This window comes from Lentibacillus halophilus (genome assembly GCF_055395055.1).
The window spans coordinates 163,402-177,634 of record NZ_AP043750.1 but is presented as its reverse complement, the minus strand read 5'-3'; the positions used below and the strand labels follow the sequence as shown (position 1 = coordinate 177,634).

Here is a 14,233-nt window from a genome sequence, read left to right as displayed (position 1 = left end):
TATACATTAGCTGGTGATACCGGTTGAACAATTATAACATTAGGTTTTTATATAGAGTTTCACTTTAAGACAATGTCAAGGGGGAAGCAGACATATGATTGATACAGTAAACAAAAGCAGCATGGTGAGTGGAGAGGAAAATAACTTTCCCCAGAGACACAAAAACTTTTTCCACGCCTTTTTATTTTTTTATGAACCATAGTTTTAAAAAAGGCAGTTGCGATTGGTAAAAAGTGTTTAGGACAATTTTTATAAAGGAGATGTTTTGGTGTTTATTAATGGGAAGTGGCTTAGCGGGAAAAAAGAGATGGAAGTAAAAAATCCAGCCAATGGGGACATTGTAGGGACAGTTCCCCGTGTTGAAAAAGAAGACGTTAATGAAGCAATTGACTCGGCACACGAAGCTTTTAATACATGGTCTGGACTATCCAGTAAAGAGCGAGCTTCCTATATGTACAAAGTAGCAGAATTAATGAGAGGCAGAAAAGAAGAACTTGCGCGTACGGCGACGTTGGAAATGGGTAAATCATTGAAGGATATGAATGGTGAAGTCCAAATGGCAATCGATTATATTCAATGGTTTGCAGAGGAAGCACAACGCGTTTATGGGGAAACGGTCCCATCGAAAGCGAATAAAGTCGTAAATGTTATCAAACAGCCAGTTGGTGTGGTTGGAGCAATAACGCCCTGGAATTTTCCTGTTGCTATGATTGCTCGAAAAATCGCACCGGCCATTGCTGTCGGGTGTACTGTTGTTTTAAAACCGTCATCCAATTCACCGTTGTCAGCCAAACTCATTTTTGAAATGTTTGAAGAAGCAGGAATGCCATCGGGTGTCGTTAATTTGGTTTCGGGAAGTGCTGGGGAAATTTCTGATACGTTGTTAAACAGCTCAAAAGTTAAAAAAATAAGTTTTACCGGTTCTACTGAAGTAGGCAAAGAATTAATGGCAGAGTCAGCCAAAACAGTGAAAAAATTATCGCTGGAATTAGGAGGTCATGCCCCGTATATTGTATTTGAAGACGCGGACCTTGACTTGGCTGTTGATCAATTGGTGGCAGGTAAGTTTCGCTGCGCAGGACAAACGTGTGTGAGTATGAACCGTGTTTATGTTCAGGAATCTGTTAAAGATGAATTTGTTCAAAAACTTGAAGAAAAAGTGAAGGATGTAAAAATGGGGGATGGACTGGATCCCGAAACCTTTGTTGGTCCTTTAGTCAATGAGAGTGGTGTCAAAAAAGTTGAAGAGCAAGTCACTGATGCGGTTCAAAAAGGAGCAAAAGTTGTTGTTGGTGGACAACGGCCGCAAAGTGAGACCTTTCAAAAAGGGAGTTTCTATGAACCTACTGTTTTAACAGAGGTTGATGAAACCATGCTCATATCTTACGAGGAAACGTTTGGACCGGTAGCTCCGATTTTTTCATTTAAAACAGAAGAAGAAGTGATATCGAAAGCCAATAGCACGCCTTTTGGCTTGGCATCCTATTTCTATACAAATGATTTATCCAGAGGCCATAGAGTGGCACAGCAGTTGGATTTCGGCATTGTAGGATTAAACGATTCTCTTCCCATCACAGCTTCCGTTCCATTTGGAGGAATTAAAGAAAGCGGGTTTGGAAAGGAAGGCGGACACCAGGGGATTGATGAATATGTTGTTGAAAAGTTATTTTCAACGCAAATCAAACAATAGCATGTTACGGTACCATTTAGTTTAAGATTTTTATCTATCTCATTGTCTGACCATGTCAAGTTAAATAGTTGACGTGTCAGGCAATGAAAGGAATTACAATCCTTGTTATAGGAGTCAAGGAGGGATAAAAAGTTTGAAAGTTGCAATTATTTATGAAGGGCATGAGCATATTCCAAAAGAAGGAATAAAATTGTTGGAAAGTTCAAATTATGATTTACTCAAAGTGAGTAATCCTAATGATATATTAGAAAATTCCCGTTTACAAGAATGTAACGCAATTATGGTAAGAGGGGCCACAATTAATAAAAAAATTATTGATTCATTGCCATATCTTAAAATTATTGCGAGGTGTGGTGTAGGCGTTGATAATATTGACATTCAAGCTGCTTCAGATAACGATGTATATGTTTGTAATGTTCCGGATGCAAACTTTGTATCAGTCTCAGAGCATGTCACAGGTTTAATAATGAATTTATCTCGCAGGTTCTTGACAATGGATCGGGGTGTTCGAACAGGAAATTTTAATATTAGAAATACATCGATTGGTAGAGAGTTGAGAGGGAAAACGATTGGCATTATAGGTTACGGTCGAATTGGTCAGTTGGTAGCAAAAAAGTGTATTTATGGGTTTGATATGGAAGCTCTTGTTTTTGACCCGTATGTCGATTCAAGTCTGACTGAAGATCTTACGATGGTACAAACGATGGACGATATTTTAATACATTCTGATTTTGTTACCCTTCATTTGCCCTATAACCAAAAGTTACACCATTTAATTGATAAGTCTTCTTTAGAAAAAATGAAAACGACAGCATGCTTAATTAATTGTGCGAGAGGGGGGTTGGTTGATGAAGAAGCATTAGCTGAAGCTGTTAAATATGGGGATATTGCTGGAGCGGGTATTGATGTATATGAGGTAGAGCCGCCTTCAAGTCACAGCGACCTATTGCATTTAGAAAATGTGATCCTGACACCACATATAGGAGCAACTACGGAAGAGGCATTATTCTTCATGGCTACTGGTGCTGCTGAAGAAATTAAACATGTTTTGGAAGGCAATGGTCCCAGCAACTGTATTAATCAGGAAATTATTGAGGTATAAAATCACTCTGATAAACAAAATGAAGATTTCATTCGTCCGGTATTTATAACAAGATAAGTCTTAAAATTGTGTTAATTAAATATTATTGTAAAGGAGGGATGTTTGGTTATGTTGAAAGATTTAATAAATAACAGTGTACAACATTTAAAAAATTCAGGCATACGAGACTTTGCTGAGGCTGCACAACAATTAGATGATGGTATCAATTTGACGCTTGGCCAACCTGATTTTGCCACACCTGAACACGTTAAACATGCCGGAAAAGCTGCGATTGATGCAAATCAAACAGGCTATACCAATAAAGCTGGTACACCTGAACTTCGTCAAGTGGCATGTCAATTTGTACAAAAGAAGCATGGATTAACGTACTCGTGGGAAACTGAAACGATGGTAATGAACGGAGCTACACAAGCTTTGGATACCGTTTTCCGGACGATATTGGAAGAAGGGAGTGAAGTTATTCTTGCAGGTCCGGCTTTTCCGGGTTATTATCCATTGATTGAGATGTGCGGAGCTAAGGCTGTATTTGTTGACACGACAAAAAATAATTTTAAAATGACCGCCGATTTAATTAAGCAGCATATAACTGAAAGAACACGATGTGTCCTTCTTTCTTATCCATCAAATCCAGTTGGTACGCTTCTTACAAAAGAAGAACTAGCAAGCATAGCAACACTTTTAAAACAAAAAGATATATTTATCGTTTCAGATGAGATTTACAGTGAATTAATTTTTGACGGGGACCATTCCTCTATCGGATCTTTCCCAGAAGTGAGAAACCAAACAGTAGTAATTAATGGATTATCAAAGTCTCATTCAATGACAGGCTGGAGAATTGGGTTGTTATTCGCACCATCATTTCTAATAGATGAATTGTTAAAAGTCCATTTGTTTAATACAACGTGTGCTTGCTCGATCAGTCAAGAGGCTGCAATAGAAGCTTTAACGAATGGTTTAGATGATCCTATTGCTATGAGGAAAGAATATGAAAGAAGAATGAATTATGTTTATGAACGATTAACCTCGATGGGGATTGAGGCCATAAAACCTCAGGCGGCGTTTTATATTTTTCCCTCTATTCAAAAATTTAGAATGACATCGTTAGAATTTGCAAATAAGCTTTTGAGAGAAAAACATGTCGCAGTTGTACCGGGTTCCTCTTTTTCATCAATCGGAGAAAATTATATTCGTATATCATTTACAAGTTCAATGGATGTTCTTGAGGAAGGCATGAATCGAATGGAGCAATTTGTAAGCGCTTTAAATTGAAATATTTATTAGAGAAGAGTGAAGGAATACATTAAGATGAAGCAATATAGCAATCTATCGTTAAAAGGGTTTAGTAATATTCTTGAAGGTTAATATGGTTAAGCTGATCAAAGGGTTTTTGTATGCATGAAACGTCGAAGGACACAGGAGGTGGCTGTAAACTAACCGAAGTCTATTGGATTAATTTTCATGGTTATGCTCTAACGATGTCAGTCCCAATTGATTCAACCCATCACAATTCTATTTAAATGAAAGGGGAACGTAAAAAATGAGCGGAACTAAATTTGTCGCTTTGCTTATAACGATGATTTTAATGGTTTTTTTGGTTGCCTGTGGTTCCGATGATGGATCTGAAAAATCGAGTGGAACGAAAAATAATGATAAAGACGAGTTGGATCTCGTTAATTCCGGTGAATTTACATTTGCCGCTTCCGGAGAACTTGAGCCATTTAGCTTTATGAAAGATGGGAAAATGGTTGGATTTGATATAGATGTCGGTAAAGCTATTGCAAAAGAACTTGGATTAGAACCAAATCCACAAAAAGCAAAGTTCTCCGGCATCATAACTGGTGTAAAACAAAATCGTTATGATGCTGCTGTGGCTAATCATACCATTACAGAAAAACGTAAAAAACAAGTTAATTTTACTGACCCTTACTACTATAATGGACCAGTTATTTTTACTAGACCCGATAGCAATATAAAGAAGGCTGAAGATTTAGATGGTAAGGAGGTTTCAGTCGCAAGAGGCACAACGTATGTAAACATGGTTAAAGAGTACACGGATAATATTCCACAGGTTGACAGTGATGTCGTTGCGCTTCAGTCTCTAGCAAAAGGGCATCATGATGCTGTTGTTACAGATGCTACCACAGGACAAACGGCTATTAAAGAAGGTCTGGATATAGAAGCTAAGAAGCAATTGAAAATCTCAAAATTAGGAATTCCAGTTGCCAAAGAACATGACAATTTATTAAAAAAGATCAATCAAGCTTTAGATGAATTGAGAGAGAAAGGGAAATTAAAGGAAATCAGCGAGAAATGGATAGGTGAAGATGTTACAGAACCACCTGAGGAATTAAATAATTAAGTTATACAGATTCAGATGTGCACATTTAAATGTGCACATCTGAATATAAGGGGTTGAACATTTTGCAATCTATATTTCATTTTTTCGATGTCCTCACTGGAAGCTTTGATTTATTTTTAAATGGATTATTATTAACAGTTGAACTCACATTCGTTTCGCTCGTTGTTGCTCTTGTCATTGGGCTTTTTTTCTCTTTACTGAAAATTTCAAACTCGAAAATTCTGGAGTGGATAGCAGATATATATATATGGGCAGTACGTGGAACCCCACTCATTGTACAAATCTTCATTCTATATTATGGTCTGACAGCTTTTGTTGAGCTATCTGCATTTACTGCAGGAACTGCAGCCTTAGCTTTTCATAACGGAGCTTACATTGCTGAGATATTCCGCGGTTCTATTCAGTCAATCGACAATGGGCAATCTGAAGCCGGAAATTCATTGGGTATGAGCAGAATGCTTACCATGCGTCGAATTATTTTGCCACAGGCATTTCGTCGTGCGGTACCTCCACTTGGAAATCAATTTATTATAGCTTTGAAAGATTCTTCACTTATTTCCTTCATAGGAATGCAGGAGCTTTTCGGTGTGGCTAACACTCAAGGGTCTAATAATTTTGACTTTTTAACTTTTTACGTTGTGGTAGCCATTTATTATCTGTTTGTTGTGTTAATACTAACTCTTATTGTTAATAGAATTGAGAAAAAAATGTCTACAGGTGATTAATTGGATATAGGAGCATTCCTGTAATGAAAAAATTTGATGTGAAATCGACGAAAACGCCAAATGCATAAAAAAGTCCCCCTTGGTACGATGGAGAGTGTCATTGCAATGACCTCGAATTTAGTACCGAAGGAGGACTTCTACCATGGATTCTACACAAAATCATCGCTTAGCGCAAATCAATGACCAAACATTAATTATCGGGATTGATATAGCCAAACGCAAACATGTGGCTCGAGCGATAGATGATCGGGGCCGAGACCTCGTTAAACGGTTGGTATTTACCAATTCGCAGCAGGGTTTTTCAAACCTTATTGAATGGGCTGATAACTTGTCCAGTGACCACAAGCGCCCCAACATTATCATTGGAATGGAACCAACCGGTCACTACTGGCTGAATCTAGCCTATTACTTGAAAGACCGGGGTATTCAAGTGGTTGTCGTCAATCCGATGAAGGTTAAACGGTCCAAGGAAATGGATGACGATTCACCAACGAAAAATGACACCAAAGATGCCAAAGTTATTGCTCAGATCATACGTGATGGCCGTTATCATGAACCGACCTTACCGGAGGATGTGTACGCTGAATTGCGTGAAGGCATGAAACTCTATGACATGATCCAAGAGGATATGTCCTCGGTCAAAGCCCAAATGCATAATGCGTTAGACCGATACTTTCCAGAGTTTCTCGATGTCTTTAAAGACTGGACTGGAAAGGCTGCCCTCCATCTATTGGAACGAGGCTATTTACCGGAAGATATCCGTAAAGCTTCGGAAGAAGATTTGCTTCTTGAAGTCAAGAAGGCCGCCAAACGCGGTGTGGGCATCAAACGCATTCAGGATTTGAAACAGGCGGCTGAAGGCAGCATTGGCCTCACAGTGGGATTACAAATGGCACGTCAGGAAATGCGTTATTTGATTGATCAGTATAAAGCTCTTGAAGCACGTCTTATAGCTCTTGAAGCACAACTGGAAGACCTTGTTCGTCACATCCCTGGAGCTGATCAGATGATAGCCATTAAAGGTGTCAGTGCCATAACAGTCGCCGGTTTCTTCGCCGAAGTTGGTGATTTATCGAATTATCGGGATCCACGCCAAATCATTAAATTAGCGGGACTCAATCTAAAGATGAATCAATCAGGGATGTTCAAAGGCCAAACAACCATAACTAAACGAGGACGCAAACGATTGCGAAGCTTACTCTATCTAGTGGCACGCCCATTATCCCTGCACAATGAAGGATTCAAGCAACTATACCGTTATTATCGTTATCGATCCGATAATCCGTTAACAGGAAAACAATCATTTATCGCGTTAAGCCGAAAACTCATCAAAATCTTTTATGTATTAGGGACACGAAAGTGTACGTTCCAAGAAGAACGCATGATTCGTGACATCCCCATGATGTCGACGTTACAGGACGTTGCTTAAGAAGGCACACAGCTATCGTTCTGAACCATCTTTTAACAATTGAAGCACGGATTAGCCGGTCGATATTCCATCCGTTAGGGCATAGACCCACCTTAGGAGCATTTCCGGCATCCACCATGGTCAGGTTGAACGAAGGAATTTGCGCGCATAGACGCCGAGAGACATGGGAGGGTCCACCGCCATGAAAACGTGGAGATCCAAGGTGCGATCATAAGATTAGTTATCCATTTAATGGAAATTACCCTGTTAGAGCGTACTCGGCATAACTTACTGATTCCATATATATCCTTAATTGTAATATAAAGGATACACGACCATTGTGAGCTTCAATAAATCAAAAGAAATCGGGAGAAAAACGAAGGAATTCCAAGAAAACATTAATTTATTGAGGGAGGGATTGTATGGATGAAAAACAGGAAATGATTCAAATTAAAAATTTAAATAAATCTTTTGGAGATTTGAGTGTTCTTAAGGATATTAATATGAAAATATATGAAAGTGATGTTGTAGTGCTAGTAGGCGCAAGTGGTTCAGGTAAAAGCACAGTATTACGCTGTATGAATTTTTTAGAGAAAAAAAATAGTGGGGAGATTTTAATTGAAGGAGATCCGATAGAGTCGGATACACATAACTTGAACAAAATTCGCGAACGTGTCGGGATGGTTTTTCAACATTTTAATTTATTTCCTCATAAAACAGCTCTCGGAAATGTCGTTGAAGCACCTATACAGGTAAAATCTATGGACAAACAAACAGCTGTTAAAGAAGGGAAAGAATTACTTGATAAAGTTGGGCTCAGTGATAAATATGATGTTTACCCTTCAAGGCTCTCAGGTGGTGAGAAACAGCGTGTAGCAATTGCTCGAGCATTGGCCATGAAACCGGATATAATGTTATTTGATGAACCAACATCTGCTCTCGACCCAGAATTGGTAGGGGAGGTACTAACGACTATGAAGACACTTGCTGATGAAGGGAAAACCATGATAGTCGTCACCCATGAAATGGGTTTTGCTCGTGAGGTAGGAAACTGGCTTTTTTATTTGCACGATGGGTGTATTGTTGAACAAGGACCACCTGATGAGATAATCAATGCACCCAAGGCAAAACGTACACAGGAATTTTTAAGTAAAGTATTGTGATTATGTGGCGTGCTTAAACAAGCAGGATAAATCCTTAGAACAGTATCCATCGAAAATGAACTGCGACCCTACATGTTAGTGATAAAATGTGCGATTAGTATAAATAGAGAAGGCGAGTGCTTCGCATACCGAAGCCACTCGTCTTTTTTTGCATTCTTTTGGAAAACTTGGAAAGGATATAGATAAAAGGAAAAGTCACTAAAATAGTTAGGAGGCGAATCTCATGGCTGACGATAATAACGAAAAGACTGATGAAAGCCGGCGCCGGTTTATTAAGAATACCGGATGGGTTGCCGGCGGTGTTGTTGGCGGGTCGCTGTTTGGCGGTCTGTTAACGAGCCAACTACAGGATGAACCGGATACTCAAACCAAAGAAAAAGAAACAACCCAAACGTTGCAGGAAGCACGAACGTTTTTCAGTCGTAAAGAAGACTTTGAAACATTGAGTGCAGCAACTGAGCGTATTTTGCCGGAAGACGATGATGGTCCGGGCGCGATTGAATTGGGTGTTCCCTTTTTCATTGATAAGCAATTGAGCGGGTCATGGGGAACGAACGATAAGGCATACATGAAGGATCCTTTTTTTCAGGACAACCAAACTTATGAGTATCAACATAAGGATACCAAGCAGCATAAATCAGGACCGAATACAAGCTCGCAGGCGCCATCAAGTGTTCCAAGATATCAAACACGGATGAACCGGGGCGAGATTTATATTCGGGGATTACGACGGATGAATGAAGTGAGTCAGAATAAATTCGATAAAAAGTTTTTTGACCTTGAAACAGACCAGAAGGATGAGGTACTTAAGGCGTTTGATAATGGTGAAATTATGATGAGAGGTGCTGCAGGTGTCACATTTTTTAATCTTCTGCGGCAAATGACGCTGGAGGGTGCGTTTTCCGATCCGGTCTATGGCGGCAATAAAAACATGGCGGGGTGGAAAATGAAGGAATTCCCTGGTCCGCGATTGGGTTATACGCAGGAAATTGAAAGTGAAGAGTTTATCAAAAAAGAACCGAAAAGCTTACGGGATTATCAATCATGATCGGGGGTATCAATCATGGCTAAAAAATTGGATAAAGTAGACGTCGTTGTTGTTGGAACCGGCTGGGCCGGCGGGGTCATTTCAGCTGAAATGGCTAAGGCCGGCAAGAAAGTGGTAGCCCTGGAACGAGGGGACAAGAAAAATTTACAAGACTATACAGGTGAAAAAGATGAGCTGCGTTACATCGAACGTTTTCAAATGATGCAGGATTTGTCGAATGAAACCATTACGTCCCGGAACAACATCGGGGAACGGGCGTTGCCGGTCCGAACACAGGATGAGATGAATGCCGGAACCGATACCGGTGGTGGCAGTGTCCATTGGGCAGGTGCCGTCTATCGGTATCCGCCGTATGATTTTGAAATATACAGTAAGACGGTCGAGCGTTATGGAAAAGACAAAATACCGGACGGCATGACCATTCAGGATTGGGGCATCACATACGATGAAATGGAGAAATATTATGATCGCTTTGAAAAAACGGCCGGTATTTCGGGCGAAGAAGATCCCCTTGGTCCGGAACGCTCGGATGATTACCCCAATCCGCCGCTGAAAGAAACCGAACCTATCCGGTTGTTCAAAAATACGACGAAGGACATGGGGTATCATCCATATCAAGTGACATCGGCCAACGTCTCACAGCAGTATGAAAACCCGGATGGCGAAACGCTGAACGCTTGTCAGTACTGCGCGTTTTGTCACTATTATGGGTGTGATTTCGGTGCAAAATCAGATCCTTTGATGACTGTTATTCCGACCGCTCAAAAACACGACAACTTTGAATTGCGGACGCAATCCTACGTACGCCGCGTGCTTTATGACGGCAATAAAGCAAACGGGGTTATGTATACCGATACCGAAACTGGCCAGGAATTCGAACAGCCAGCCGATGTCGTTGTGTTAGCAGCATTCACGTTCACGAATAACCGGTTGCTCATGTTGTCGGACATAGGTGAACAATATAATCCGGAAACGAGAAAAGGCGTTATCGGACGAAATTTCAATGGTCAGATGAATATTACATTTCTTGGTGCCACAGGCTTTTTCGACGAACGCAAATTCAACCTTTACATGGGTGCCGGCGCACTGGGCGGTACCATGAATGATTTTGCGGCTGATAATTTTGACCACTCGGATGTCGATTTCCTTAATGGCGGTGCTATCGAAATCAGACAGTATGGCAGCGGTGCTATAGAAAGCAACAGAGTTCCAAAAGGCACGCCAAATTGGGGATCGGAGTTTAAGAAAAACGCCAACTTTTATGCGAACCGGAACCTGACCATCTGGTATACGTCCGCCATCATGTCATGGTATCACAATTACATGGATTTGGATCCCACCTATAAGGATGACTTCGGTGATCCGTTGCTCCGTATTACCAATAAGTATACCGACCAGGATCGGAACATCGCCAAATTCGGTATAGAAAAATGTAAGGAAATTATGGAAAACATGGGTGCGGATACGGTTGACGTCGATGAAGTGCCGGACGAATTTGACCATATTTATCAAGGCGGCCATTATGCCGGCGGTGTCATTATGGGCGACGATCCAGAGACATCTGCTGTTAATAATTACTTGCAAATGTGGGATGTGGACAACCTCTTTGTTGTGGGCGGATCCGCATTTCCGCATTTCCCGGGGCATCATCCGACGTTAACCATCGGATCATTGGGCTACCGTGCAGCAGAAGGCATTGAAAAATATCTAAAAGAAGGCGGGCAGCTGGTCCAGCCTAAGCAGAAAGCATAAATAGGAGTTTGCCGCTTCCCATTGCGGCGGTCAAATGAGGTGCCGTTTAACTCGAGCGATAGGTAAGGACGACTAATCGCGCGGATCGGGGAAAAACTCGCGCGACTCAAGCCCGAGGTCGCGCAACTCCAGGAGAAACTCACGCAGTTCGAGGGGGACTCGCGCAATTCAAGGCTGAGATCGCTCAGCTTGAAGGAAAATTCGCGCGACTCAAGGGGAAACACACGCGGTTTGGAGTGAAACTCGCGCAATTCATATCGAATCTCGCGCAGCTTACCCCCTCCCATTTAATCGACTTGGCAACCATATTCCTATTTTTTAAGTTAAACCCAATATCGATGTTTAACTTATTTGCAAGGCGGGTAAATCACTATTGAAGACAATGCGAAGACCAGCCCATGTCCAAACCAACAAATGAATCAGGAATCCGAATAACGGTTTTCGGGTTCCTGATTTTTTTCGTATAACGGTTTGGCAAAAAGGATGGATGAGGCGGTATTCGCGGTTCCAAGGGAATAATTATTTTCAGGATGCAAGCAGGGGAGTTGCAGATGGCTGAGAAACAATTTTATCAAAAAAAATGGGTCATTATAGTGACGGTTGTGATTATTGTTATAGGGTTGCTGGTACTACGGATTGAGCACGTGGACGAACAGGCAAAACAGGACCAGCAAGACACCGAGCAGACAGAAAAAGAACAGCAAGAAACAGAGCAGGAATTAAAAGAAGAAGAAGACAAACAGAAACATCAAGATCAGAACAAACATGATACAGATGACAAAGCAAGAGGGGCTATAAAAAAACAATTGCAAAACGATTTGGAAACCTTGCCTGATTCGACCTCTGTGCGTGTGCAAGGCAGGTTTGATCATGAACCTTATACCATGGAAGTCATATTCCGCGGTGTCGCAGGGTCAACCAAACACGCGACAGTGACCAATATGAAAACAGCGATTTTACAAACCGTTTGCGTTGTGAGCGATTCCGATTATGATTTCGCGACTGTCCGAATCAATGTGATGTACCCATCGGGCGATTCGAATGAGCAAAAACAGGACCAATTCGCCATCAAATCCGAATTTAGTGAAGCAACCATCAATAAGTTGGCCGATCACTGTTCTGACATCGACATGGACCATCTAAAGCAACAAGCGGATAGATGGTGGCAGCATCCGGTATTAAGCGATGACTGATGATCCGTTTTGCAAAGGTGAATAGGCTTTCAATAGATTGATGTATGACTTATGGTTGCTTTAATTAATGGTAGCATTTACGGCGAAGGATCTGTTTGGGATGATACAAGATTGAGTGATTATTCTTATGAATTGTGAAAAAACATTGACACTTTAGAGTATCCAGTGTTACTATACAAGTAATCAACCAATAGTTCACTAGGTACACTAATAGTTCGCAAATTGGTGGTGAGGTTGTGAATCAGGAATTTTCGAACAGTCAAGGCATACAGGCGCTTGAACGCGCAGTACTGATTTTGGATGAAATAAAAAACAATGACGGTCCGATAACATTAACGGCGCTGTCGCACAAAGTAGGTATGTCTAAAAATAATTTAAAAAAGTATCTTGTCAGCTTTGTTAAATCTGATGTTTTAACGTTTGATGATGACAAAAAAACGTATGACATGGGATCTAAACTGATCGAACTGGGCTTATATACGTTAAACAAATTCAGCATCTCTTCAATCATTGATCCGTTTATGCAAAAGATTAAAAAGGAAATCAAACATTCATCAGCCCTTGCCGTCTGGACGGATAATGGCCCGATGATTTCCAAGTATCAAAGCAGTGGTCGATCGATTAATGTTGGGATAGAAATAGGTTATTACCCTCCGCTTCTTATGAGTTCGGTCGGAAGGTGTTTCGCTGCATTTCTGCCGAATCAATCTATACAGGACATAATGAATAGAGACATTGAGGACTATCATTTGGACAGAAAAGCAGTTGAGGACGATTTAAATCGTGTGAGGGAAGCTGGTTTTGCGTCAAGAGATCAAGAATTCGGTGATTTGCCCGGAGGACATGCTGTTTCAAGCCCGATTTTTGACCACTCCGGCGAAATGATTGCTGCTATTTGTATGATTGGTTTTGCAAACGATTTAAATACGGATGCCCAATCCTATGATGTTCAGAGATTGATAGAGATTACCAAAGAAATTTCCGATCAGCTTACTTATAAATAATAAAGGGGGGTGATTTGTTCAGAGTCGTGTAAATGTGAGCTAAAATAACGTGTACTAAAAAATAGCTAAGGAGGATAATTATGAGTCAGTCAGCAGCAAATATGATTAGTTACAGTGATTTTCTTCAAAAAAGTACGAAGCCAAATATTCGTCCTTGCCTTTGGAAAGGGAAGGATATCAATGAATTTTTATATGGAACAGGGTCAAGTTTAAGTGAAGGCAGAAGCGCTGTATCACTGATCAATGAAGACACAGGGGATGCCCAGGGTGTGTCTCCCAATGTAAACGCATTGGTGCAAGTACTAAAGCCGGGAGAACATAATGAGCCGCATCGACACAGCAACATGGCCATCTTCATTGTTTTCCAGGGAGAAGGATACAGCATCGTTGAAGGCGAAAAGTATGAGTGGGAAAAGGGAGATGTGTTTTTTGCTCCTGCATGGCTGGCACACGAACATTGCAACACGTCTGATAATGAAGATGCCATTCTTTATACCATCCAGGATGTGCCTTCTGTCTCCGGTATGGGAGCATGGTTTTTGGAAGAACCCGTTGGATCAGGTGCAAAACACGTCGTATCAGGAACCGATAAAAGCGATATCATTCCTGATAAATAACAACCATTGGTATGTCGCGTGTTAAAAACAACTGGATATCAACTCAATAAGTGGAAACAACTGTGGTGGTTTAACATGGGCTTATGCGGACACGATCACCATTAAACCTGAGTCCAAGGGTGCCTCCTTGGGCTGAAGGGTGTCGTGTCCACCTTGTGTTGTAAGTGTAAGA

The 14,233-nt window shown here is 40.9% G+C and carries 12 protein-coding genes; all 12 read left to right on the top strand.

What is annotated here, in order from left to right; genetic code table 11:
* Positions 1–268 precede the first annotated feature (268 nt).
* The 12 genes from ACZ5Q7_RS00770 (at position 269) to ACZ5Q7_RS00715 (ending at position 14,061) form a co-directional block, all read left to right on the top strand.
* Positions 269–1,690: an NAD-dependent succinate-semialdehyde dehydrogenase gene (locus ACZ5Q7_RS00770; RefSeq protein ID WP_343751322.1), complete on the top strand. Its 1,422-nt coding sequence runs from the start codon at positions 269–271 to the stop codon at positions 1,688–1,690.
* 133 nt (positions 1,691–1,823) lie between these two features.
* On the top strand, positions 1,824–2,792 hold the full coding sequence (locus tag ACZ5Q7_RS00765) for a hydroxyacid dehydrogenase (RefSeq protein ID WP_343751321.1): 969 nt from the start codon (positions 1,824–1,826) through the stop codon (positions 2,790–2,792).
* A gap of 111 nt (positions 2,793–2,903) precedes the next feature.
* Positions 2,904–4,061 carry an aminotransferase A gene (locus tag ACZ5Q7_RS00760; protein ID WP_343751381.1) on the top strand — a complete coding sequence of 386 codons (1,158 nt, stop codon included), beginning with the start codon at positions 2,904–2,906 and terminating at the stop codon, positions 4,059–4,061.
* Positions 4,062–4,329: 268 nt separating this feature from the next.
* Positions 4,330–5,151: a transporter substrate-binding domain-containing protein gene (locus tag ACZ5Q7_RS00755; RefSeq protein WP_343751320.1), complete on the top strand. Its 822-nt coding sequence runs from the start codon at positions 4,330–4,332 to the stop codon at positions 5,149–5,151.
* 29 nt (positions 5,152–5,180) lie between these two features.
* Positions 5,181–5,876, top strand: a complete 696-nt coding sequence (locus ACZ5Q7_RS00750) for an amino acid ABC transporter permease (RefSeq protein ID WP_425542343.1) — start codon at positions 5,181–5,183, stop codon at positions 5,874–5,876.
* A 142-nt stretch (positions 5,877–6,018) separates the two neighbouring features.
* Complete coding sequence (locus tag ACZ5Q7_RS00745; RefSeq protein WP_464432921.1) at positions 6,019–7,305, top strand: IS110 family RNA-guided transposase; 1,287 nt, start codon at positions 6,019–6,021, stop codon at positions 7,303–7,305.
* 401 nt (positions 7,306–7,706) lie between these two features.
* Complete coding sequence (locus ACZ5Q7_RS00740; protein ID WP_343752265.1) at positions 7,707–8,447, top strand: amino acid ABC transporter ATP-binding protein; 741 nt, start codon at positions 7,707–7,709, stop codon at positions 8,445–8,447.
* A gap of 223 nt (positions 8,448–8,670) precedes the next feature.
* Complete coding sequence (locus tag ACZ5Q7_RS00735) at positions 8,671–9,495, top strand: gluconate 2-dehydrogenase subunit 3 family protein (protein ID WP_343752264.1); 825 nt, start codon at positions 8,671–8,673, stop codon at positions 9,493–9,495.
* Positions 9,496–9,510: 15 nt separating this feature from the next.
* Positions 9,511–11,247, top strand: coding sequence for a GMC family oxidoreductase (locus ACZ5Q7_RS00730; protein WP_343752263.1), 1,737 nt, complete (start codon positions 9,511–9,513; stop codon positions 11,245–11,247).
* 551 nt (positions 11,248–11,798) lie between these two features.
* Positions 11,799–12,440 (top strand): hypothetical protein, encoded by a 642-nt coding sequence (locus tag ACZ5Q7_RS00725; protein WP_343752261.1) that lies wholly within the window; start codon positions 11,799–11,801, stop codon positions 12,438–12,440.
* 236 nt (positions 12,441–12,676) lie between these two features.
* Entirely contained in the window at positions 12,677–13,444 is a 768-nt protein-coding gene (locus ACZ5Q7_RS00720; protein WP_343752260.1) for an IclR family transcriptional regulator, read from the top strand.
* An 80-nt stretch (positions 13,445–13,524) separates the two neighbouring features.
* Entirely contained in the window at positions 13,525–14,061 is a 537-nt protein-coding gene (locus ACZ5Q7_RS00715; RefSeq protein WP_343752258.1) for a cupin domain-containing protein, read from the top strand.
* Positions 14,062–14,233 lie beyond the last annotated feature (172 nt).

Excerpts from the sequence above, each read along its gene's own strand:
- ACZ5Q7_RS00750 (WP_425542343.1), top strand. The coding sequence starts at position 5,181 with ATGTGCACATCTGAATATAAGGGGTTGAACATTTTGCAATCTATATTT.
- ACZ5Q7_RS00725 (WP_343752261.1), top strand. The coding sequence starts at position 11,799 with ATGGCTGAGAAACAATTTTATCAAAAAAAATGGGTCATTATAGTGACG.
- ACZ5Q7_RS00735 (WP_343752264.1), top strand. The coding sequence starts at position 8,671 with ATGGCTGACGATAATAACGAAAAGACTGATGAAAGCCGGCGCCGGTTT.
- ACZ5Q7_RS00755 (WP_343751320.1), top strand. The coding sequence starts at position 4,330 with ATGAGCGGAACTAAATTTGTCGCTTTGCTTATAACGATGATTTTAATG.
- ACZ5Q7_RS00745 (WP_464432921.1), top strand. The coding sequence starts at position 6,019 with ATGGATTCTACACAAAATCATCGCTTAGCGCAAATCAATGACCAAACA.
- ACZ5Q7_RS00715 (WP_343752258.1), top strand. The coding sequence starts at position 13,525 with ATGAGTCAGTCAGCAGCAAATATGATTAGTTACAGTGATTTTCTTCAA.
- ACZ5Q7_RS00740 (WP_343752265.1), top strand. The coding sequence starts at position 7,707 with ATGGATGAAAAACAGGAAATGATTCAAATTAAAAATTTAAATAAATCT.
- ACZ5Q7_RS00730 (WP_343752263.1), top strand. The coding sequence starts at position 9,511 with ATGGCTAAAAAATTGGATAAAGTAGACGTCGTTGTTGTTGGAACCGGC.